Origin of the sequence: Williamsia serinedens (genome assembly GCF_024171725.1) — a bacterium.
GTDB classification, from domain to species: domain Bacteria; phylum Actinomycetota; class Actinomycetes; order Mycobacteriales; family Mycobacteriaceae; genus Williamsia_A; species Williamsia_A serinedens.
Window position 1 is genome coordinate 248,667 of record NZ_JAMTCG010000006.1, and the last position, 22,580, is coordinate 271,246.

General features: G+C 70.8%; 22 protein-coding genes. 8 read left to right on the forward strand and 14 right to left on the reverse strand.

The genetic code is table 11. The features are described 5' to 3' along the window. Window positions 1-6: 6 nt before the first annotated feature. The 3 genes from LX12_RS17060 to LX12_RS17070 form a co-directional block, all read right to left on the reverse strand. The gene (locus tag LX12_RS17060) at window positions 7-372 is read right to left on the reverse strand and encodes an Rv3654c family TadE-like protein (RefSeq protein WP_253655776.1); all 366 of its coding nucleotides are present in this window, start codon (window positions 370-372) and stop codon (window positions 7-9) included. Further along, a complete protein-coding gene (locus LX12_RS17065) occupies window positions 369-707 on the reverse strand; it encodes a TadE family type IV pilus minor pilin (RefSeq protein WP_372505072.1) in 339 nt (112 codons plus the stop codon). Before LX12_RS17065 ends, LX12_RS17060 begins: the two co-directional genes overlap by 4 nt. Window positions 708-793: 86 nt before the next feature. Beyond that, the gene (locus LX12_RS17070; RefSeq protein WP_253655777.1) at window positions 794-1,948 is read right to left on the reverse strand and encodes a diguanylate cyclase domain-containing protein; all 1,155 of its coding nucleotides are present in this window, start codon (window positions 1,946-1,948) and stop codon (window positions 794-796) included. A gap of 154 nt (window positions 1,949-2,102) precedes the next feature. On the opposite strand from LX12_RS17070, the gene LX12_RS17075 reads away from it, so the two are divergent. After that, on the forward strand, window positions 2,103-2,927 hold the full coding sequence (locus LX12_RS17075; RefSeq protein ID WP_253655778.1) for a glycosyltransferase family 2 protein: 825 nt from the start codon (window positions 2,103-2,105) through the stop codon (window positions 2,925-2,927). A 47-nt stretch (window positions 2,928-2,974) separates the two neighbouring features. Next, entirely contained in the window at window positions 2,975-3,775 is an 801-nt protein-coding gene (locus LX12_RS17080; protein WP_253655779.1) for a glycosyltransferase family 2 protein, read from the forward strand. A gap of 54 nt (window positions 3,776-3,829) precedes the next feature. Here the strand turns inward: LX12_RS17080 and LX12_RS17085 are convergent, their stop codons facing one another. From LX12_RS17085 to ssd, 5 genes are read right to left on the reverse strand one after another with little or no spacing between them, the layout of a single operon-like run. Further along, complete coding sequence (locus LX12_RS17085; protein WP_253655780.1) at window positions 3,830-4,036, reverse strand: DUF4244 domain-containing protein; 207 nt, start codon at window positions 4,034-4,036, stop codon at window positions 3,830-3,832. Window positions 4,037-4,095: 59 nt separating this feature from the next. Beyond that, window positions 4,096-4,644: a type II secretion system F family protein gene (locus tag LX12_RS17090; RefSeq protein WP_253655967.1), complete on the reverse strand. Its 549-nt coding sequence runs from the start codon at window positions 4,642-4,644 to the stop codon at window positions 4,096-4,098. 44 nt (window positions 4,645-4,688) lie between these two features. Next, entirely contained in the window at window positions 4,689-5,525 is an 837-nt protein-coding gene (locus LX12_RS17095; RefSeq protein ID WP_253655781.1) for a type II secretion system F family protein, read from the reverse strand. Further along, a complete protein-coding gene (locus LX12_RS17100) occupies window positions 5,522-6,718 on the reverse strand; it encodes a TadA family conjugal transfer-associated ATPase (protein WP_253655782.1) in 1,197 nt (398 codons plus the stop codon). Before LX12_RS17100 ends, LX12_RS17095 begins: the two co-directional genes overlap by 4 nt. Further along, window positions 6,715-7,800 carry a septum site-determining protein Ssd gene (ssd, locus tag LX12_RS17105; protein ID WP_253655783.1) on the reverse strand — a complete coding sequence of 362 codons (1,086 nt, stop codon included), beginning with the start codon at window positions 7,798-7,800 and terminating at the stop codon, window positions 6,715-6,717. Before ssd ends, LX12_RS17100 begins: the two co-directional genes overlap by 4 nt. Before the next feature lie 439 nt (window positions 7,801-8,239). On the opposite strand from ssd, the gene LX12_RS17110 reads away from it, so the two are divergent. After that, window positions 8,240-9,085, forward strand: coding sequence for an HAD family hydrolase (locus LX12_RS17110; RefSeq protein WP_253655784.1), 846 nt, complete (start codon window positions 8,240-8,242; stop codon window positions 9,083-9,085). 391 nt (window positions 9,086-9,476) lie between these two features. On the opposite strand, the gene LX12_RS17115 is transcribed toward LX12_RS17110, so the two are convergent. From LX12_RS17115 to LX12_RS17135, 5 genes are all read right to left on the reverse strand, one after another. Next, complete coding sequence (locus LX12_RS17115) at window positions 9,477-10,226, reverse strand: oxidoreductase (protein WP_253655785.1); 750 nt, start codon at window positions 10,224-10,226, stop codon at window positions 9,477-9,479. Between the two features lie 45 nt (window positions 10,227-10,271). Then, window positions 10,272-11,960, reverse strand: a complete 1,689-nt coding sequence (locus LX12_RS17120; protein ID WP_253655786.1) for a dipeptide ABC transporter ATP-binding protein — start codon at window positions 11,958-11,960, stop codon at window positions 10,272-10,274. Continuing rightward, a complete protein-coding gene (locus LX12_RS17125; RefSeq protein ID WP_253655787.1) occupies window positions 11,957-12,934 on the reverse strand; it encodes an ABC transporter permease in 978 nt (325 codons plus the stop codon). The genes LX12_RS17120 and LX12_RS17125 overlap by 4 nt, the downstream gene beginning before the upstream one ends. Continuing rightward, the gene (locus LX12_RS17130) at window positions 12,927-13,853 is read right to left on the reverse strand and encodes an ABC transporter permease (RefSeq protein WP_253655788.1); all 927 of its coding nucleotides are present in this window, start codon (window positions 13,851-13,853) and stop codon (window positions 12,927-12,929) included. The genes LX12_RS17125 and LX12_RS17130 overlap by 8 nt, the downstream gene beginning before the upstream one ends. Window positions 13,854-13,931: 78 nt before the next feature. Further along, window positions 13,932-15,524, reverse strand: coding sequence for a peptide ABC transporter substrate-binding protein (locus LX12_RS17135; RefSeq protein ID WP_253655789.1), 1,593 nt, complete (start codon window positions 15,522-15,524; stop codon window positions 13,932-13,934). A 298-nt stretch (window positions 15,525-15,822) separates the two neighbouring features. Here LX12_RS17135 and acs point away from each other — a divergent pair, with 298 nt between their 5' ends. Together acs and nhaA are read left to right on the forward strand one after the other, a co-directional pair. Next, window positions 15,823-17,799: an acetate--CoA ligase gene (gene acs / locus LX12_RS17140; protein WP_253655790.1), complete on the forward strand. Its 1,977-nt coding sequence runs from the start codon at window positions 15,823-15,825 to the stop codon at window positions 17,797-17,799. Window positions 17,800-18,024: 225 nt separating this feature from the next. Further along, the gene (nhaA, locus tag LX12_RS17145) at window positions 18,025-19,245 is read left to right on the forward strand and encodes a Na+/H+ antiporter NhaA (protein ID WP_253655791.1); all 1,221 of its coding nucleotides are present in this window, start codon (window positions 18,025-18,027) and stop codon (window positions 19,243-19,245) included. On the opposite strand, the gene LX12_RS17150 is transcribed toward nhaA, so the two are convergent. Continuing rightward, window positions 19,174-20,418 carry a benzoate/H(+) symporter BenE family transporter gene (locus tag LX12_RS17150; protein WP_253655792.1) on the reverse strand — a complete coding sequence of 415 codons (1,245 nt, stop codon included), beginning with the start codon at window positions 20,416-20,418 and terminating at the stop codon, window positions 19,174-19,176. The two genes, nhaA and LX12_RS17150, sit on opposite strands and share 72 nt — an antisense overlap. A 61-nt stretch (window positions 20,419-20,479) precedes the next feature. On the opposite strand from LX12_RS17150, the gene LX12_RS17155 reads away from it, so the two are divergent. The 3 genes from LX12_RS17155 to LX12_RS17165 are packed head-to-tail and all read left to right on the forward strand — an operon-like array spanning window position 20,480 to window position 22,580. Further along, on the forward strand, window positions 20,480-21,052 hold the full coding sequence (locus LX12_RS17155; protein ID WP_253655793.1) for a helix-turn-helix domain-containing protein: 573 nt from the start codon (window positions 20,480-20,482) through the stop codon (window positions 21,050-21,052). A gap of 58 nt (window positions 21,053-21,110) precedes the next feature. Further along, window positions 21,111-21,611: a phage holin family protein gene (locus LX12_RS17160; protein ID WP_253655794.1), complete on the forward strand. Its 501-nt coding sequence runs from the start codon at window positions 21,111-21,113 to the stop codon at window positions 21,609-21,611. A gap of 30 nt (window positions 21,612-21,641) precedes the next feature. Then, a complete protein-coding gene (locus LX12_RS17165; RefSeq protein ID WP_253655795.1) occupies window positions 21,642-22,580 on the forward strand; it encodes an alpha/beta fold hydrolase in 939 nt (312 codons plus the stop codon).

The window sequence follows — 22,580 nt, forward strand, 5'->3', positions numbered from 1 at the left end:
GGCGTCTCACCCGGTGTCCTCCGTCGGGCCGGCCCGCGCCCGGGCGTGGGCGTCGCGGGAACCGAACGGTCCCAGCGCGATCGGGACGGTGGTGCGCACCGACACCTCCGACCCGTCCACCGTGCAGTCGGTGACGCGGACCGCGTTGGCCGTGCCGATCTCCCGCGCGGCGCCGCAGGGATCGGGCTCGGCGAGCAGGGCCCGACCAGCCGCCGCCAACGCAGCGAGATCGGCGCCGTTCTGGGCGCGGTGACGGGCGGCGGTGGCCGCGCCGAGGTACACGATCAGCACGATGACACCCACGAGCGCGGCCACCACGAACGCGCCGAGGACGGTGACCGAGCCGCGATCGCCGTCGACGAGACGCCTCACCCGGCGCCCGCCGGCTCGCGCACCGCGACCGCGGTCGCGCCCAGGTTCACACCGGGCAGCAACGGCGACCGCGCGTGGACGCGGGCGGTGACCCGATCGGCGTCGACGGCCAGTCCGACGTCGGCGCCATTCGGCGCCACCGACCGCCCGGCGTCGAGTGCTCGCGGGTCGTCGGCCGCCGCGAGCCGCGCCACCTCCCGCGCGGCGTCGATGCATCGGACGTGCGTCGCGGTCGCGGTCACCACGCCGACGCCGAGGACCACCACGGCCACGATCGCGGCGATCGCGAACGCCGCCTCGACGGTCACCATCCCCCGGTCGTCACGTATCGCCACGACGAGAGACCGTCGTCCCCGTCCTCCTCGACCCACCATGTCCGTTGGACGCAGCGGTCGGCGATCCGGTTCCGCTCGTCCCGGCGTCAGTCGCCGACGACGGTGGTCATCGCCCGACCGCCTCCGCGCTGCTTCGCCTCGTACATCAGCGTGTCCGCGGTCCGCAGCGCCGGGAGCACCACGCCGAGGCCGGAGCCGGCGACGGTCGGCGCCGGGATGATCGCGGCGCCGACGCTGATCGTGCACCCGATCGAGCGGTCGTCTCCGACCACGTGCGGCACGGTGTCGATGCGGCGCCGCAACTCGTCGGGCACACCCGCCAGATAGACGGTGAACTCCTCGCCGCCCGTCCGGGCCAGCACACCGTCACCGACCGCCGTGGACAGCGTGCCGGCGATGCGCCGGAGCGTGCGGTCGCCCTCGTCGTGGCCGTGGTTGTCGTTGATCCGCTTGAAGTCGTCGACGTCGACGACGAGCACCGCGACGGCGTGCCCCGCCGCCGCGGCGGTCGACCACAGGGGTTCCACCGACACGTCGGCCCCGCGTCGGTTCAGCAGGCCGGTCAGGGGATCGCGGATCGCCTGGCGGGAGTCCGCGGACAGCGTCGACCACGCGAAATGCGCCACCGCGGGGATCCCGTCGACCGCGGCCAGGATGACGATCGTCCCCGCGATCACGGCCCGCGTGTCGAACGTCCCGGCGGCCTCGAGCCGGAGTGCGCAGACGACGATCACCACCGTGACGTAGGCCGTGTGGACCAGCAACCATCGCGAGCTCACCAGGAAGGTGCACAGCGCGCTGTTCACCACGAAGAAGACGCAGGCGAACGCGCTGATCATCGGCGTGTACAGGAACAGCACCGAGGTGAGCCCGACGTCGGCGAAGATGCCGAAACCGACCAGGCAGACCCGCGCGTGGCGGGTGAGGAACGACTTGCGGACGAACAGGAGCCCCACGATCACGACCATCTGGACCGCGAAGACGATCCACACCCAGACGACGCCGGCCGACGTGCTCGGCCCCTCCTCGCTGCCGAGCAGGAGCATCGCGCAGATGGCGAGGAGGGCGGTGTTCCCGGCGAGGATCGCACGCATCGGGTGGTAGAGGGGGCGCAGCGAGTGGTGCTCGATGACGTACCGGTAGTCGAAGTCGTCGACGAGCCACCGCCACAGCAGTTGGCGGAAGGACGGCCGTGGCGTCGGACCCGCGGCAGCGCGGCGCACGACGGCCTGCGAGTTCATGCCGACGCCTCCTCCCGATCGTCATCCAGGCACGCGTGATGGTGCGGCCACCCACTCACCATCGTGGCCCGAGACAGCGGGGTCACACGCGGAATCGGCGCGATCGCAGGGCCACGACCCGGCGTGAGCGAACCGGCGGTGCTTTACTCCCGGTGTGACCAGCACCCCTGGCGACGCGGCCGACACGGCCGTCCCGGCGGTCGCCGTCGTCGTCCCCGCCCACAACGAGGAACGTCTGATCACCGACACCCTGCGTGCGCTCGACCGCCAGCGGTTCAGCTCGGTCGTCCACCGGCACGTGCTGCACGGCTACCGGGTGATCGTGGTCGACAACGCGAGCACCGACGGCACGGCCGACGTGGTGCGGTCGTTCATCGACGCGGGGACCTCGGTGCCGATGGAACTGGTGTCCGAGCCGGAGAAGGGCACCGGGTGTGCCGCCGACACCGGTGTGCGCCGCGCGATACATCTCGGCGCGAGCTTCGTGGCGCGGACCGATGCCGACACGTTGCCCGCACCCGACTGGTTGGCGAACATCGTCGCGCCCCTGCTCGAGGGGTACCGGCTCGTCGGGGGACGGGTGCAGGCGCGGTCCGACGGGGGCACCTCGGCGACCGTGTTCAACGCCGTCGGGGCGCTGTGGCGGGTCGGACACGCGGTGGAGTGGGCGCGGACACGCCGCGCGGCGCCGCACGAGCGTCGGAGCTTCGCCGTCGTCGGCAACAACATGGCCATCGACGCCGAGATGTACGAGCAGTCCGGCGGCTTCCCCCGCACGCGCATCGAGGACGCGCACGAGGACGAGGTCTTGCACCAGCGGGTGCGCGCGCTCGTCGGCGGTGACGGGATCGCCCTCGCCACGCGCGCGGTCGTCCGCACCTCGCTGCGACGTCTCGACGAGTACGGCACCCGGGATTTCGTGTCCTGGTACAGCTCCGACGGTGACGACAGACCAGATCGCGACGCCGACATCCGCTGACCTGAATCGGCGCTGCGACCCTGCTTCACCTGTGTTGTACTGAACTAATGACGAGCGATCAGTCGCCGGTTGCCGTGATCGTCGCCGCGTTCGACGAGGAGAAATACATCCTCGACACGCTCCGCGCGCTCGACGCACAACGCTTCGACTCCGTGCTGCAGCGGAGGGTCCTCGACGGGTTCCGCGTGATCGTCGTCGACAACAACAGCACCGACCGCACCGCGGACATCGTGCGCGAACACATCGACAGCGGGCCTCGCTTCCCCGTCGAACTCATCTCCGAGAAGGAGAAGGGCACCGGGTTCGCGGTCGACACCGCCACGCGCTACGCGATCGCGACCGGCGCGGTGTTCATCGCCCGCACCGACGCCGACACCCTCCCCGAGCCCGACTGGCTCGCGGAGATCATCCGCCCGCTCTGTGCCGGGAAGCGACTCGTCGGCGGCCGGCTGCGCGCCCGCACCGACGAAGGTGTGGTCAACACGGTGTTCAACGTCATCGGCAACGGATGGCGGCTCGGCCACCTGGTCGAGTGGTACCGCACCCGCAACGAACCCGACGCGAACCGCCGGAGCTTCGCGGTCTGCGGCCCCAGCATGGCGTTCGACGCCGAGATCTACGAGCGCAGTGGCGGTTTCCCCCGCGCGGCGATCGACGACCTCGACGAGGACCTCACCTTCGAACGCCGGGTGCGCGCCCTGGTCGGTGCCGGGGGGATCGCACTAGCACCTGAGGCGGTGGTTCGAATCTCGTTGCGCCGGCTGCACCACTTCGGCGTCCGCGGCTTCGTCGCCTGGTACGGCGAGAAGAACCGCGACACCACGGGCAAGACCGTCGACATCCGCTGAGCGGGAGGGGCTCCCGCGGCGGCATCCATCCCCGCCGCGGTCACCGCTCCCCCCTCAGCCGACGCTGGTGTTCAGCGCCTTCGTCACGATCCCCGTCAGCGCCGACACGATGTTGTCGCCGGTGACCACCGTGTAGAGGATGGCCCCGAACGCCGCGGCGGCGATGGTGCCGATCGCGTACTCCGCCGTCGACATGCCGTCGTCTGCGGCCGCAGCCTCCATCACACGGACCTGCGCGGCCTGTATCCACCTGTGCTGCATCTGTTCTCCCCTCTCGTGACCGACGGACCGTCCGTCGGTCTGCTCCGCGGACCGCTGCGTCACAGCACCCCTCCGCGCAGGACCGTCCCGGCCAGCCCGACGACCACCGGCACGATGCCGAGGCAGACGAACGCCGGGAGGAAACACAGGCCGAGCGGACCGGCCACCGCGACACCCGCCCGTTCCGCGGCGGCCGCGGCGGCATCCTGGGCGCTCTCCCGCTCCGAGCGGGCGAGCTCCGCCAACCCGACCACGGGCGACGAGCCGGCGCGTGCCGACCGGCGGGCCATGGCGCACAACGACACCGCCGCCGGGGAGGCGTCGGCGCCGGGCTCCCACGCCTGGACGGGATCGGCACCGAGCGAGAGCAGTTCGGCGGCGCGGTGCAGCGTGGTGGCGAGCTCCGGGGGCGCGGACCCCGCGACGACCCCGGCGGCCGCGCCGACCGGCATCCCGGCACGCAGGCACAGCGCGAACAGGTCGTAGCCCGCCGCCACGGCGAACGGGTCGGTCCGATGCCGCGTCACACCGAGCCACCGCGGCGATCGGTCGGCGGGAGGCGGCGGCACCAGGCGGGCGATCACCCAGCCACCCGACGGGGCGAGCATTAGCGCCACCGCGGCGGCAATGCCCGCCGCCGCCCACCACGGGCTCACGGGGTCATCACCTTGTCGGTGATCCGCTGCGTCCACGCCAGCCCCGCGACGACGAGCGTCACCCCCACCACGAGGAGGATCCCACCCAGGCCACCCCCGAGCAGCACCGCGACCGGGCGGGCACCCATGGCCTCGCCCAGCAGCACGCCGAGCACGGGCAGTCCGGCCAGGACGGCCGCGGTCGCCCGGGCACCCGCCAGAGCCGCGCGTGTCCGCTCGGCGAACCGGCGACGCGCGACGAGGTCGTCACGGACCGACTGCACGAGATCGGCCATCGGCAGGCCGTGGTCCTCCGCGGTGCGCCACGCCACGCCGATCCGTGCCCAGGCGTGCGACCGCTCCCCGCCCACCGACTGCAGCCCGGCGGCGACGTCGCCGCCGAGTTCTGCGCGCCCGGCCATCGCCGTGACCACCTCGAGCGTCGGCGCGACACCCTCCGCCGACGGCCTCCGCGCGAGATCGTCGGCGGCCTGCCGACACGCGCGGGCCGGATGCGCGCCGACCGACATCTCGGCGACGATCACCGTCACCGCGTCCAGGACGGCGTCGAGCTCGGCGTCCCTCGCGCGCTCACGTCGTCGCCGACGTCGGTGTCGGAGAACTGCGGCGGTGACGATCCCGGCGGCGACACCTGCCGCGGTCCCGACGACCACGAGAGAGCCGACAGCACAGGCACATCCGCCGACGACCCACCCGTCGATCCGCGACGACCGCCCGCGCGCCCCCGGGCGACCGTCGTCACCCGTCGCGGCGTGCACGCGCCGTCGGGGCACGCCCACCGGCCACAGTGCCACCACCGCGGCGAGCGACATCCACAGCGCCGCCGCCGTCACGACGCCTCCGTCGACGGACGCGACCGACGCATCCGCGACCGCAGATCGGCTGCGGCGTCGGTGAACCCGGTGTCCCGTCGCCACACCGGGCGCGTGCGGACCCATCCGTCCGCACCGCGATCGAATAGTCCGATCTCGGTGATCCCGCGGTGCCCGTCGGGGTCACGCGCGACGGCGACGACCACGTCGACCGCGGCGGCGAGCTGACTGTGGACCGCGGGACGATCCATCCCACCCAGCGCCGCGAGTGCCTCGACACGCGCCGGCACCTCCTCGACCGAGTTCGCGTGCAGCGTGCCGGCACAGCCCTCGTGACCGGTGTTCAGCGCGGTCAGCAGGTCGACGACCTCGGCACCGCGGACCTCGCCGACGACGATGCGGTCGGGACGCATCCGCAGGGCCTGACGGACGAGGTCCCGGACGCCGACCGCCCCCACCCCTTCGACGTTGGCGGTCCGGGCGACCAGACGCACGACGTGCGGGTGCGTCGGCGCGAGCTCGACGGCGTCCTCGACGCAGACGATCCGTTCGGCGGGATTCACACGGCCGAGCAGTCCGGAGAGCAGCGAGGTCTTCCCCGCACCGGTGCCGCCGACGACGAGGAACGCGAGGCGCGCTGCGACCATCTCGTCGACGAGGTCGACGATCTCGGCGGGGATCGCACCCCGCGACACGAGTGCGGCGAAGTCGAGCGTGGCCGGCCGCAGCACGCGCAGCGACAGACACGTGCCGTCGACGCTGATCGGCGGGATCACCGCGTGCAAGCGCACGCTGTAGCCGCGTCGACCGACGTTCCGCAGCTGCCCGTCGACCCATGGCGCGGCGTCGTCGAGGCGTCGGCCGGCCCCCGCGGCCAGACGCACGGCCAGTCGACGGACCGCCGCGTCGTCGTCGAAGACGACGTCGGTGAGGTGGAGGCCGGCACCGCGGTCGACCCAGACCTGGCGCGGACCCACGACGAGGACGTCGGCCACGTCCGGGTCACCGAGGATCTCCTCGAGCAGTCCGGCGCCGACGAGTTCGGTCTGCAGGAAGCGCAACGCCTCGAGCAGATCGGTGTCGCCGAGGACGCCCCCCGACTCCGCCCGGATCGCCTCGGCCATCACCTGCGGGGTGGGCTCCGCGGCATCGCCGGCGAGACGCTCGCGGACGCGGGCGAGCAGCGCCGTCCGGGCTGCGACGTCGGCGGTCATGCGGCGACCTCGGTCAGGTCGAGTACGTGGTCGAGGACGGCGTCGGCCGCGCGCGCCAGGGACGACCGTCGCGCGAGGGGCAGACGCCCCGACTCGAGCCCCTGGACGATCCGTGGGTCGGACCGCACCGCGGCGATCAGGTCCAGCCCGACCGTGGAGGCGACGACGGACGCGCTGAGTCCGCCCGGTGCTGGGCCCCGCACCACGAGCCCCGACCGGTCCGTGACCGGACGCCAGCGTTGCGCCATCTCGCAGGCGGCGGCGCACCCCCGCACGGTTGCCGTCGTGACCACGACCACCAGGTCGACCACCTCCACGACGGCGAGCGCGACGTCGTCGAGGCGACGCGACAGGTCGACGACGACGGCACCACCGGCGGTCCGGGCGGCCTCGACCACCGCGCGGGCGGAGTCGGCCCCGACGTCGTGGCCGATGCCGCGCCGGGGCCCGAGGACGGTGACGCCGGCGGCCGTCCGCGGGAGCGCCGCGTACAGGCCGGCGGCCACCACCTGGCCACTGTCGACGGTGAGTTCCGGCCACCGGAGTCCCGGCGACTCCTCGACGCCCAGGACGAGGTCGACCCCACCCCCGAGATCGTCGAGGTCGACCAGGAGGGTGTCGCCGACGAGGTCGTCCTCGGCGGCGCGCGTCGCGATCGCGGCGGCGAGGACGCTGGCACCCGCCCCACCGTGTCCGCCGACGACGGCCACGGACAACCCGGGCCCCCGTCGCGGGATGCGCAGTCGGCTCAGCACGCCGACGACCGCGTGGTCGCCGTCGGGCAGGACGTGGGCGTCCTCCGCGCCCAACCGCACCGCGGCCCGCCACAGGTCGGCCCCGATCGGTCCGGACCCGACGACCACGACACCGGGACGCCGCGGCCAGCCCGCGTCGGCGACGGCACCTGCCGACGACGGGTCGAGGACGACGGCGGTCGCGTCGGCCCAGGCCCGACGGCCGGTCGTGGGGTCGGCGGAGACCACGCGATAACCCGCGGCCGCGGCGCACCGCGTCACGTCGTCCAGGAGGGCGTCGTCGACCATCGCGACGAGCAGATCGACCGATGCGGGCGGGTGCGTCATGGGGAGATCGTCACCGGCGGATCTCTCATCCTGCGCCCCGTACAAATGCTGGGTTAGGGTTTCTGTTGATCGGCGCGAAGATGTGCACGACCGGCCGGCGGTCGCCGGCCGACAGGAAAGCGAGACGGCCGAGAGAAAAGGGCCGGAAATAGAGGACGACCCCGGCCAGGGGGGGAGGAGGCCAGGGTCGTCGCGTTTCAGCCCCGGGGGGTCGGGCTGAAAGCCCCGGATGAACCGGGTGACTCAGACTATACACACCCACACCCCGAAGATTGCAACCCCGAGCATCGGTTACCGGTGGGTAATTTATACCGCCTGACCTGCACGAGCCTCGCGTGTGACCTACCGGGCCGTAAGTTCGGTCATCCCCGCCGACGCCCTCGACGGCGGGCGCGGCGACAGCCCTGCCGGCGCAACCGCCCGGACGTAGGCTGATGCCGTGAACTCGGCGTCCTCGGGATCCGAACAATTCGTCACGCCGTCGTCGGCATCGCCGGTCGCGGCATTCTTCGACCTCGACAAGACGATCATCGCGAAATCGAGCACCCTCGCATTCTCGCGACCCTTCTTCGACGAGGGATTGATCAACAGACGCGCGGTCCTGAAGTCGAGTTATGCGCAGTTCCTGTTCCTGCTGACCGCCGCCGACCACGACCAGGTCGACCGGATGCGGCGACACGTGACGCAGATGTGCACGGGATGGGACGTCGAGCAGGTCCGGACCATCGTCGGGGAGACACTCCACGACATCGTCGAGCCACTGGTGTTCGCCGAGGCCGCCGAACTCATCGCCGGCCACAGGGCGCGCGGGCACGACGTGGTCATCGTCTCCGCGTCCGGTGTCGAGATGGTCGAGCCGATCGGCCAGATGCTCGGCGTGTCGACGGTGCTGGCCAGCCGTATGCGGGTGGTCGACGGTCACTACACCGGCGACATGGACTTCTACTGCTACGGCGACGCGAAGGTGACGGCGATGCGGGAGCTCGCCGACCGCGTCGGCTACGACCTCGCGAACTGTTTCGCCTACTCCGACTCCGTCACCGACCTCCCGATGCTCGACGCCGTCGGCCACCCGACGGCGGTGAACCCCGATCGGGCGCTCCGACGGGCCGCGTCGTCACGCGGATGGCCCGTCGTGTCGTTCAGCCGACCGGTGTCGATTCGCAGCCGGATCCCGCGCCCGTCCCGCCCGTCGACGCCGGGAGGCGCGGTCGCGCTGGGGGTCGGCGCCGTCGTGGCAGGTGGTCTGACCTACGCGGTGCTGCACCGCGGCAGGTCGCGGTGACGAGATCGAGACGACCTCGCCCACACCCTTGATGTGACCGCCGTCACGGTGTAGAACTGGTGGCACGGAAGGCACCGACGGCAACGTCCACTTCGGAAGAGAAGGAGTGGATCCCCGGGCAGGGGCCTCCCAGCACGGACACCGAGCACCCACGCGGAGCGCGCCGCGAAAGGCAGAAGTGTTGCGGGCCTGCGACTTCTCGGCAGGTGGATGTTCCCGGTCAACCCTTGGGTGGGAGCCGCGGACATGACACCCCGACGAGTTCGCCGAGGCCACCCACGCAACCCACCCAGCACGCTTGGTAACTCGGGTCCGTGCTCGCAGGCCCTGCGATCTCCTCAGATCGCAGGGCCTGCAATGGTTTCCGGGCCAGGTGGCACGGCGTGACGGATCAGCGCCGCGCCTCGGCGATCGAGCGAGCCTCTGCCGCACCGCTTTCCAACGCCTGCATGTGCATGAGCAGCCACGCCGAGAGTCCGTCGGCGGTCCCCGACGCGAACCCGGTGACGCCCGCGCGATAGTCCTGCACCCGCCGGAGCCACGTCACCTCCGGCACGCCGAGGCAGTGGGGGTCGAGGCCGGCGGCCGCGCCGGCGAGACGCGCCGCCGCGCGGGCGACGACGCCGTTGACCGTCGCGAAGGGTGCCATCGCCATCAACTCGCCGTGCACGACCGCGGTCAGGACAGGCGCGGGTACCGACGTCCCGCCGGTCACCAGATCGGCCAGGAGTTCGAGCCGCTGCGACACCCCCTCGTCCACCCGGGGTCGGCCGAGCTGATCGGGGTCGTCGACGACGTCGGCCGCTGCGAGGAGGTGCAGCCGGGCGAGGGCTTGCAGCGGGGCGCGCGTCCACACCGCCGTCAGCGTGTCGAGCGACTCGCCGGTGAGGGCGAGGGTCACCCGCAGCGCCCCTGCGAGGACGGGATCGGCGACGTCGTCGTCACGTCGCGCTGTGACCACGGCCCCGTCGATCGCGGCCGACGACTGCGCCGCACGCCAGGACGCCTCGACGGACGAGTCCAACCATCCCCGCAGGTTCACGGGGTGACGGTGCACGGCCGCCAGGGCATCACGGGCCGTGTCGGCGGCTGTGGCGACACCGGGTAGGTCCACCAGGGGCGCGAGGGGGTCGGGACTCACGGGCACAACCCTAGTGAGCCGCCGGTGGCCACCCGCTGCGACGTCTCAGCGCAGCAGCGCGGCACCCGGGATGGCGTCGAGCAGGGTGCGGGTGTAGTCCTGCTGCGGGGAGTCGAACACGGCGTCGGTGGTGTTCTTCTCGACGACCCGACCCTGTTCCATCACGACGACGTCGTCGGCGATCTGCCGCACCACGGCGAGGTCGTGCGTGATGAACAGGTACGTCAGCCCGAGATCGGCCTGCAGCTGGTTGAGCAGCTCGAGGATCTGCGCCTGCACCAGCACGTCGAGCGCCGACACCGCCTCGTCGCAGACCACCAGCTCGGGCTCGAGTGCCAACGCACGGGCGATCGCGACGCGCTGTCGCTGTCCGCCCGACAACTCGTTGGGGAATCGACGCATCACCGACGCGGGCAGCGCCACCTTGTCGAGGAGGTCGCGCACGCGCGCCTCCCGTTCCTTGGCCGACCCGATCTTGTGGATGCGCAGCGGCTCCTCGATCACGCGGTAGATCGAGAACAGCGGGTCGATGGACCCGTAGGGGTTCTGGAAGATCGGCTGCACGCGCCGCCGGAACGACGCGGACTCCCGTCCCGTGTACGACCGCACGTCGCGACCGTCGAACTCCACGGTGCCGCGCGTCGGCTCGAGCAGTCCCAGGACCATCTGCGCGACAGTCGATTTACCGGACCCCGACTCGCCGACGATCGCCGTCGTCGTGCCCCGGCGAATCGAGAACGAGACGTCGTCCACCGCCAGGAGCGTCGACGACTTCCACGGTGCGCCACCCCGGATCGAGAACTCCCGGGTGAGACCCGAGGCGACGACCACGTCGTTCCCGGCCTCGGCGGGAGCTATCCCCTCGGCGGCCTCTGCGGCCTGCTCGACGATCTCCGCGCGCTGTTCCCTGATCGACCGGCGCGTCGAGGCCAACGACGGCGCCGACGCGATGAGCCGTTTCGTGTACTCGTGCTGCGGATCCCGGAGGATGTCGAGAGCCGGGCCGCTCTCCACGACGCGTCCGCGGTACATCACCACCAGGTGCGACGCGCGCTCGGCGGCGAGGCCGAGGTCGTGGGTGATGAGCAGCACCGCCGTGCCCAGGTCCCTGGTCAACCCGTCGAGGTGGTCGAGGATCTGGCGCTGGACCGTCACGTCGAGCGCGGAGGTCGGCTCGTCGGCGACGAGGAGCTTCGGTCGGCACGACAGTCCGATCGCGATGAGCGCGCGCTGCCGCATACCGCCCGAGAACTCGTGCGGGAACTGGTTCATGCGCTTCTCGGCGTCACGCATACCCGCCTCGGCGAGCAGCTCGGCCGCACGCTTCTTCGCCGCGGCCCCCTTGGCGACGTTGTTCGCCTCGAGCGCCTCACGGACCTGGAACCCGATCCGCCACAGCGGGTTCAGGTTCGACATCGGGTCCTGCGGGACGAGCCCGATGTCGCTGCCGCGCAGGGCGTCGACGTCCTTCTTCGACGCCGTGGTCAGCTCGGCGCCGTCGAACACGATGCTGCCGCGGGTCACGCGGCCCGTACCCGGCAGCAGGTTCAGCACCGCGTTGGCCGTCGTGGTCTTGCCCGAGCCGGACTCGCCGACGATGGCCACGGTCTGACCCGGGTAGACCGTCAGGTCGACGCCGGAGACGGCCTCGGTGTCACCGAAGGCGACCGCGAGGTCTCGGACGGACAAGATCGGCTCGGCGGCGGTCGGGGCGCCGCTGTTCTGCTCGCTCATCGGGTGCGGGCCTTCGGGTCGAGGGCGTCACGCAGGGCGTCACCCATCATGATGAACGCGAGCACCGTGAGGGCCAGCGCCACAGCGGGATACAGCAAAATCGGGTTCCCCGACCGGAGCAGGCTCTGCCCCGCCGAGATGTCGATCCCCCACGACACGCTGGTGGCCGGCAATCCGATGCCGAGGTACGACAGCGTCGCCTCGGTCACGATGAACACGCCCAGGCTGATGGTGCAGATGACGATGATCGGGCCGAGGGCGTTGGGCACGACGTGCGAGACGACGATCCGCGCACGGGAGGCACCGAGCGCCTTGGCCGCGGTGATGAACTCCTCGTTGCGGATCGAGATCGTCGCGCCGCGGGCGATGCGCGCCACCTGCGGCCACCCGAACACCGCGAGGATCGTCACCACCGTCCAGACGCTCCGGTTCGCGAACATCTGCATGATCACGATCGCGGCGAGGATCAGCGGCAGCGCGAAGAAGATGTCGGTGACGCGCGAGATGATCACGTCGAGCCATCCGCCGAAGAACCCGGCCAGGACACCGAAGGTCGTGCCGATCACGAAGACGATCAGGGTGGTGACCACACCCACCACCACCGACGCCCGGGCGCCGTAGATGGTGCGGGCGTAGATGTCACAGCCCTGCAGGTCGGTGCCGAACCAGTGCGCACCCGACGGCTTCTGGAGGCTGAGCGACCCCAGGCACAGTCGCGGGTCCTGGTGGGCGAACAGGCCCGGGAACAGGCTCACGACCACGACGATCAGGATCATCACGGCCGAGACGATGAAGAGGGGCCGACGACGTAGGTTGAGCCAGGCGCCCTTCCAGAACCCGGCCGACGAGCCGGTGTCGACGACGGCGTCGACCGCGAGGACCTCGGCCTCGGACGCACCGGCGACGAACCGGTCCTGGTGCGGGTGGGTGGCGGGGACGCCCGCCTGTGCGGCGTCCGGATCGCGGTCAGGCATAACGGATCCTCGGATCGATGAGGGCGTACAAAAGGTCCACCACCAGGTTGGCGATGAGGTAGATCAGCACGAGCACCGTGACGATGGAGACCACCGTCGGCGCCTCACCGATCTGCACGCTGCGGAACACGGTCTGGCCGATCCCGTTGATGTTGAAGATCCCCTCGGTGACGACGGCACCGGCCATCAGCGCGCCGAGATCGGCACCGAGGAACGTCACCACGGGGATCAGCGAGTTCCGCAGGATGTGGACGGTGACCACGCGTGGCCGGCCCAGCCCCTTGGCCGTGGCGGTACGGACGTGGTCGGCGCCGGCGACTTCCGCGACGGAGTTGCGGGTCAGCCGCAGGATGTAGGCGATCGACACGAGCGCCAACACGAACGCGGGTAGCAACAGGTTCTGTATCGAGGTGTTGCCGCCGACGGTCACCGGGGCCAGACCCCACTTCACACCGATCACGAACTGGGCCAGGAAGCCGAGCACGAAGATCGGGATCGCGATGACGATGAGGCTCGCGACGAGGACCGTCGAGTCGAACCAGCCGCCGCGGCGCAGGCCGGCGATCACACCGATGACGATGCCGAGCACCGCCTCGATGATCAGCGCCATCACGGCGAGCTTGATCGTCGTCGGGAAGGTCTGCTGCATCACGTCCAGCACCGGCCGACCCGAGAAGGACTGGCCGAAGTCGAACGTGAAGATGCCCTTGAGGTAGATCCAGTACTGCTGGAAGAAGCTGTCGTTCAGGTGGTACTGCTCGCGGATCTGTTCGCGCACAGCGGGTGTCAGGGGACGCCCGCCACCCAGCGCAGCCGTCGGGTCACCCGGCAGCTTGTAGACCATGAAGTAGAGGAGCAGCGTCGCGCCGAAGAAGACGGGGATCAGCTGCAGGATCCGCCGGGCGGTGTACCAGAGCATGTTCGGTCACTTCCTTCGCAGACACACCTGCGTCCTCCCGGCCCGGTGGTGCCGGACGGGAGGACGCAGGGCGTGGTGTCAGCTCTTGGTGATGTTCTCGAAGTCGGCGAGGCCGGACCAGGTCATCGGCGCGTTCACGCCCACTCCCTCGCCGGCGTTGGCGACGTAGTCCCACATCGGGATGACCGGGAGGTCGTTGAGCAGGATGCTCTGCGCCTGACCGGTCAGCTGGTAGGACTGCTCCGCCGACGGGGCCGCCTCGGCCTCACGCAGCTTCGCGTCGAACGCGGCGTTCGAGTAGTCCACGTCGTTCGATCCCGCACCGGTCACGAAGATCGGCTCGAGGAACTCCAGCATCGACGGGTAGTCGCCCTGCCAGCCGGTGCGGAACGCCGACTTGATGGTCCGCGCGTTGACCTGCTGCCGCAGCTGCGAGAACGTCGCGATGGCCTGCGGCTGCGCGTCGATCTTCAGCACGTTCTTGATGCTGTTGACCGTCGCCTCGACCCACTCCTTGTGGCCACCGTCGTAGTTCGACGCCAGCACGAACGTCCCACTCCACGGCGAGATCGCGTTGGCCTGGTTCCACAGCTGGACGGCCTTCGTCGGGTTGTAGTCCAGGTTCGACTCGTTCGGCAGGTTGCCGTTGAAGCCGGGCAGGGTCCGCGCCGTGAAGTCCCGCGCGGGGTTGCGCGAGCCGGCGAAGATGTTGTCGGTGATCTGCTTGCGGTCGATCGCCAGCGAGATGGCCTGGCGGCGCAGGATCCCCTCCTGGCCCGAGAAGTGCTGCAGCGTCTCCGGGATCGCGACGGTCTGGTTCTGCGCGGTCGGCTTGGTGATCGCGCGATCGCCCAGATCCTGCTTGTAGGTACGCAGGGCACTCACCGGGATGGTGTCGAGGAAGTCGAGGTTGCCCGACTGCAGATCGCTGTAGGCGGAGTCGAAGTCGAGATAGAACTTGAACACCAGGCCCTTGTTCTTGGCCTTGTTCGCGCCCGGGTACTGGTCGTTGGGGACCAGCGTCGCCTGCACGTTGTGCTGCCAGCTCTGCAGCTTGTACGGGCCGTTGCCGACGGGGTTCTCACCGAACGCCTTGATGTCCTTGAACGCGACGTCGGGCAGCGGCTTGAACGGGGTGAACCCGAGACCCAGCTTGAAGTCGATGGCGGGGTTCTTCAGCGCGACGGTGAAGGTGTAGTCGTTCACGACCTTCAGACCGGACATGGTCTTCGCGGTCGGCTTCTCCGCGGCGACCGCGTCGTAGCCCTCGATGGGGGCGAAGAAGCTCTGCTGGCGCTGCGCGTTCGGGGTGTAGGCGCCGAAGTTCCAGGCGTCGACGAAGTTGTGCGCCTTCACCTCGGTGCCGTCGGTGAACTTCCATCCCTTCTTGATGGTGATGGTGTAGTTCTTGTTGTCCGTCGTCTGCAGCGTGTCGACCATGCCGGGCTGCGGGTTGCCGTCGGCGTCGTAGTAGTAGAGACCGGTGAACAGCCGGTCGACGATGCGACCGCCGCCGTTCTCGTTGGTGTTCGTGGTGACCAGGCCGACCTCCGGCTCACTGCCGTTGACGGTCACCATCCCGCTGTCCGACGACGAGCCGCCGCAGGCGGCGAGCACGCCGGCCCCGATGACCACTGCACCGGCGACAGCCGCCAGCTTCTTGAATCTCACCGTGTTGATCTCTCTTCTCGAACGCTGCGCGACGCCCGGGTCCCGGCCGCCGGAGGAGTCCACTCCCCGTGCACCTGGTGGACGCACGGAGGTCATGGACTCGGCAGACGATACCCAGGTGAATCACAGGTCGTCTCGGTGAGTGGGAAATTGCGTGGCCTACGCATCGGTCGGTCCGGACGGCAACCGGACCATTCGGGCACGCGGCGTCGTCGAGGGTGACTGCAACGCGAATCCAACGTGACTACCCTCACGATGACGGCGATCGCCCGACCCGACCGAGAGGTGACAGCAGATCATGTCCAGCGCAGGCCAGTCCGGAACGGAATCGGCGACCGCCGAGCACCCGAAGGCCTACCCGCCGCCGGAGGAGTTCGCGGCCTCCGCCGTGGCGACGGCGGATCTGTACGACGAGGCCGACGCCGACCGCCTCGCGTTCTGGGCGAAGCAGGCCCGGACGCTGCAGTGGGACACGGAGTTCACCGACACGCTCGACTGGTCGAACGCCCCGTTCGCGAAGTGGTTCGTCGGCGGGAAGCTGAACGTCGCCGCGAACTGCCTCGACCGTCACGTCGACGCGGGCAACGGTGACCGGGTCGCGATCCACTGGGTCGGCGAGCCCGGCGACACCCGCGATCTCACCTACTCCGACCTGCTCGGCGAGGTGAGCAAAGCCGCCAACCATCTGACCGAACTCGGCCTGCAGCCCGGTGACCGCGTCGCGATCTACATGCCGATGGTCCCCGAGGCGATCATCGCGATCCTCGCGTGCGCGCGTCTGGGCCTGCCGCACTCGGTGGTGTTCGCCGGGTTCTCCGCCGCGGCGTTGCGCTCCCGCGTCGACGACGCGCAGGCCAAGCTGGTCATCACCACCGACGGACAGTTCCGTCGCGGCAAGCCCGCTCCCCTGAAGGCCGCGGTCGACGAGGCCCTCGGGACCGGGGACGACGCCGCGCCGTCGGTCGAGCACGTCCTCGTCGTGAAGCGCACCGACCACGACCCCGATCTGAACTGGGTCGACGGGCGTGACCTGTGGTGGCACGAGACGGTCGGGAACGCCTCGGATCAGCACTCCTACACCGCGTTCGACGCCGAGCACCCGCTGTTCCTGCTCTACACCTCGGGCACCACGGGCAAGCCGAAGGGCATCCTGCACACCTCCGGTGGCTACCTCACCCAGATCGCCTACACGTTCAAGAACGTGTTCGACCACCGGCCCGAGACCGACGTGTTCTGGTGTGGCGCCGACATCGGGTGGGTCACCGGGCACAGCTACCTCGTCTACGGCCCGCTCTCCAACGGTGCGACCGAGATCGTCTACGAGGGCACCCCGAACTCGCCGAACGAGCACCGGCATTTCGAGATCATCGAGAACTACAAGGTCACGACGTACTACATCGCGCCGACGCTGATCCGCACGTTCATGAAGTGGGGACGCGAGATCCCCGACGCGCACGACCTGTCGTCACTACGACTGTTGGGCAGTGTCGGCGAGCCGATCAACCCCGAGGCGTGGCGGTGGTACCGCAGCGTCATCGGCGCCGACCGATGCCCCATCGTCGACACCTGGTGGCAGACCGAGACCGGCGCGATGATGATCTCGCCGCTGCCCGGCGTGACGCACGCCAAGCCCGGATCCGCGATGCGGCCTCTGCCCGGTATCAGCGCCAAGATCGTCGACGACAACGCCCAGCCCGTCGCCGCGGGCGAGCAGGGCTACCTCGTGCTCGACCAGCCGTGGCCGTCGATGCTGCGCGGCGTGTGGGGCGACGACGACCGCTTCCGCGACACCTACTGGTCACGCTTCGCCGAGCAGGGCTGGTACTTCGCCGGTGACGGCGCCCGCTACGACGAGGATGGCGCCCTGTGGGTGCTCGGCCGCATCGACGACGTCATGAACGTCTCCGGCCACCGCATCTCGACCTCCGAGGTCGAGTCGGCACTCGTCGGGCACTCCGGTGTCGCCGAGGCCGCGGTCATCGGCGCCGCCGACGAGACCACCGGTCAGGGCATCGTCGCGTTCGTCATCCTGCGCAGCGGTGTCGAGGACCGCGGCGACGCGATGATCGACGAGCTCAAAGCCCATGTCGCCAAGGACATCTCGCCCATCGCCAAGCCGCGGGAGATCATCGTCGTCCCCGAGCTGCCGAAGACCCGCAGCGGCAAGATCATGCGACGCCTGCTCAAGGACGTCGCCGAGGGCCGCGAACTCGGCGACACCTCCACCCTCGTCGACCCCACCGTCTTCGAGAACATCCGCCGCCGGAACAGCTGAGCCGGGGGCGCACCGCGCACAGGCATCGCTCGCGAACCACCCGGTTCGCCACCACGGTCCGGTCTCGCCCGACGAATCCTGCGGGCGAGACCACCGCGCCGTGGCGAGGCGGGCAGATCGCGGGCGAGACGGGGTCGGCTGGGCGTATCCAAGCCGTTAAGATGGTTCGCGGTGTGCCGGGAAGTCTGGTCGGCGATCGTGCCGCCGACCCCTGAAGGACCCGCCATGTCGCTCTCCTCGACGCTGTCGAAGCTCTCTCCGCCGGGCCCGGGTGAATTCGCCCGCTATCTCCGCACCGAGACGTTCGGCGGCGTCGTCCTGCTGGTGGCCGCGGCGGCGGCCCTGCTGTGGGCGAACTCGCCATGGTCGGATTCCTATGTGGCACTGCGTGATGCGCACGTGGGCACGTCGTTCCTGGGTCTGGACCTGACGGTCGGCCACTGGGCTCAGGAGGCCGTTCTCGCGGTCTTCTTCTTCGTCGCCGGTCTCGAGCTGAAACGCGAGATCGTCGTCGGCGAGTTGTCCAGCCTGCGCCAGGCCGCACTCCCGATCGTCGCGGCGGTCGGTGGGGTCGTCGTCCCGATCGGGATCTTCCTGGCCATCGCGCACGGCACCCCCGGCGCGGACCGGGCATGGGCGATCCCCGCCGCCACCGACATCGCCTTCGCACTCGGGGTGCTCGCTCTCGTCGGGTCGCGGATCCCCTCCGGCGCACGGGTGTTCCTGCTCGCTCTCGCGGTCGTGGACGACCTCATCGCGATCGTGATCATCGCCGTCGTGTTCACCGCCTCGATCAACTGGTGGGCCCTGGCCATCGCTGCCGCCGCCTGCGCCGTCTACGCCCTGGCCCAGCGTGCCCGCATCCGGTCGTCGTTCCTGTACGTCCCGCTGGCGGTGGTCACCTGGATCGCGATGTATCAGGCCGGGATCCACGCGACCATCGCCGGCGTCGCCCTCGGCCTGCTCACCCGCGTCCGCACCGATCCCGGCGAGGAGTGCTCCCCCGCCGGTCGGCTCGAGCACCGGATCCAGCCGATCTCCGCGGCCGTCTGCGTCCCGCTGTTCGCGCTGTTCGCCGCCGGCGTACCACTGACCGCATCCGCTCTCGGTGACCTCACCGGCGACCGCATCGCCATCGGCATCGCGGTCGGCCTCGTCGTCGGCAAGACGATCGGCATCTTCGGGGTGTCGTTCGTCGCGATCCGGATGCGGTGGGTCGCCCGACCCGACGGGCTGTCGCTGCGAGACATGCTCGCCATCTCGATCCTCGGGGGCATCGGGTTCACGGTGAGCCTGCTCATCGCCGAACTCGCCCTCCCGCCCGGCGAGGCCGACGCGGCGAAGGCCGCCGTGCTGCTCAGTTCGATGGCGGCATCACTGGTCGGCGCTGCCGCCCTCATCCGCCGCGGCCGCGTCCACGCGGCCCTCGACACGGCGGGGACGTAGCGCGACCCATATCCCGATCCCGACGACCAGCGCCCAGAACGCCGCTCCCACACCGAGGAACGTCGCACCCGACGCCGCGGTCACGAACGCGGCCAACGCCGCGATGGTCTCGTGGGGGCGCGCGGCGGACCCGTCGGGACGCGCACCGACCGCCGCCGCGAGGGCCGCGGCGAGCGTCCCGAACAGTGCGACCCCGGCGACCGCCTGGATCACCCCGTCCGGGGCGAGCGCGACGATCGTCGCCGCGGCCGCCGACAGCGCGCCCAGGACGAGGTAGACCCACCCGGCGGTCACCGACGCCACCCACCGTCGCGACCTGTCGGGGTGGACGTCGGGTCCGGCGGCGAGCGCGGCCGAGATCGCGGCGAGGTTCAGCGCGTGCACACCCACCACCGACCCGACGACGGTCGCGGCCCCGGTGGCCGCCATCGACGACCGCCACGGGACGGCGTACCCGAACGCCCGCATGATGGCGACGCCCGGGATGTTCTGTGCCGCCATGGTCGCCACGACCAGCGGCAGCGCGACACCGGTCACCGCGGCGAGCGTGAGGTGCGGCGTGGCGAACTCCAGACGGGGCACGAGATCCGCGACGGCGATCGACCTCCCCGGCCGGATCAGGTCGATGCCGACGACGACGGCCGCCACCACGAACGCCGACGGCACCGACCACCGCGGCGCGAACCGGCTGAGGACCAACCAGACGACGAGGACCGGCGCGACCGACAGCGGATGGTGGACCAGCGCGGTGACCGGTGCCGTGCACAGCGGCAGGAGCACGCCGGCCAGCATCGCCTGCGCGACGCGAGTGGGGATCCGGCGGATCAGGGCGGCGAGCGCGGGCACGAAACCCGTGGCGACGATCAGCACACCGCAGACGGCGAACGCCCCGACCGCGGCCGGCCACCCACCGATGTCCCCGCCGACCCCGGCGAGCACCGCCGCACCCGGGGTCGACCACGCGAACGCGATCGGCATCCGGTACCGGAGGCCCATGCCGATCATCACCACGCCCTGCAGCACACAGGCCGCGACCAACCCCGACGCCGCCTGCGCGGGAGACGCGCCCACCGCGCGCAGGCCCGTCACCACGACGGCGAACGAGCTGGTGAACCCGACGAGGGCGCACACCACGCCCGCGGCCATCAGCCCCGACCGATCTCCCCGCAGCATCTCGACACCCGTTCTGTCGACGGAACGTTCTGTTCGCGGAACACCATGACACACTGTGGTGGTGGACCGCGACCAGACGTCCGCCGCCGTGGGGCGGCGCGTCCGTGCACTGCGCACGGACCGGGGACTGAGCCTCTCGGAGCTGGCCCGGCGGGCGGGGATCGGCAAGGGGTCGCTGTCGGAGATCGAGGCCGGGCGACGCAACCCGACCATAGAGACGCTCTATGCCCTGTGCGCGCCGATGTCGGTGCCGATGACCGCGCTGGTCGGCGACGAACCCGCGGCGTCCGGCGACCACCCGCACACCCGCGGCGGAGGGATGACGTCGGTGACCCTCGACGTACGGCACCTGTTCGACCGCACCATCGAGGTGTTCCGGCTCGAGTTCGCCGCCGGCGCCGACCACACCTCGCCGGCGCACGGCCCCGGCGTCGTCGAACACATCACCGTCGTGGCAGGGACGCTGTCGGCCGGTCCGACCGACCGGATGCGCACCGTCGCGGCGGGGGAGTCGACGTCGTTCCGGAGCGACTCCGCGCACCGCTACCGGGCGGGCGACGAGCCGACCGAGGCCGTCCTGGTGATCATGACCCCCGCCGACCCGGAGCAGCCCCCGGCGGGCATGGCACGATGAGACCTCAGGATGGCGGTCCGCCGCCCCACCGAAGGACGACCTCGATGAAGGGATCCCCGTGAGCCTGGACGACCGTGCCCCGACCGCCGGCGATCGAGCCGTCTCCTCCATCCCGCTGAGCGACCCGCACGATCCGGCGACCCAGTCGATCGGTGGCCTGGTCAAGGACGCGACGGCGCACATGTCGACGCTGCTGCGCGCCGAGGTGGAGCTGGCCAAGGCCGAGATCGTCGGCGAGGCCAAGAAGGCCGCCATCGGTGCGGGCCTGTTCATCGTCGCCGCGGTGATCGCGCTGTACTCCAGCTTCTTCCTGTTCTTCTTCCTCGCCGAGTTGCTCGACGTGTGGCTGCCCCGCTGGGCCGCGTTCGCGATCGTGTTCGGCATCCTCGTGATCATCACGGTGATCGCGGCCATCGTCGGGTGGATCTTCTTCAAGAAGGTCCGCGGGCCGAAGAAGACGATCGAGACGGTGAAGGCCGTCCCGTCGGTGGTCCCCGGTTCCGGCAAGGGCGCCCCGGTCGATCTGCCCGGTGGGGCGGGTGTCGCGCCGCGACGGTGACGCCCGACCGTTTCCGCCCGACCTCCTGAGATGACCGCGCCCGACCCGTCGACCGTGCGGATCGAGGGTCCCTGGATCGACCTCGACGTCCGCGCCAACGGGATCCGTTTCCACGCGGTCGAGTGCGGTCCGTCGCGCCTCGATCGGCCGCTGGTATTGCTGCTGCACGGGTTCGGCGAGTTCTGGTGGAGCTGGCGTCATCAGCTCGCCGCTCTCGACGCCGCCGGCTACCGGGCCGTCGCGGTCGACCTGCGCGGCTACGGCGACACCGACAAGCCGCCGCGCGGCTACGACGGGTGGACGCTCGCCGGCGACACCAACGCCCTGATCCGCGCGCTCGGGCACACGCACGCGTCGCTGGTGGGTCACGCCGACGGCGGGCTCGTCTGCTGGGCCACGGCGACCCTGCACCCCCGCGCGGTCGACTCGATCGCGACGCTCGCCTCCCCGCACCCGCGCGCCCTGCGGCGGGCGGTGCTCCGCGACCCCGGCCAGCGCAGCGCGTTCCTGGCCGACTTCCTCGGCAACCAGCTGCCCCGCCGCGCGGAGAAGACGCTGACCCGCGACGACGGCGCCTTCGTCGCCCGCATGTTCATCGAGCGGTCGACGGTGGCCTGGCAACAGACGTCGGAGTTCGTGGAGGTGGTTCGGCGCAACCGGTCCGCCATCCAGATCCCCGGCGCGGCCCACTGTTCGCTGGAGTACCGGCGCTGGGCGTTCCGGTCGCAGTTCCGTCGCGACGGGGCCACCTTCATGCACCTGATGAACCGCCGACTGAGCATCCCGGTGCTCGCCCTGCGCGGGGCCGACGACAAGTACATCGGCGCCGATGCGGTCGCCGCCGCGCGCTACTACGCGTCGCGCCTGACCTACACCGAGGTCCCCGACGCCGCGCACTTCGCCCACCAGGAGAACCCCGGCCGCACCTCGGAGCTCCTCGTCGAGCACCTGGACACCGTCGACCGCTGA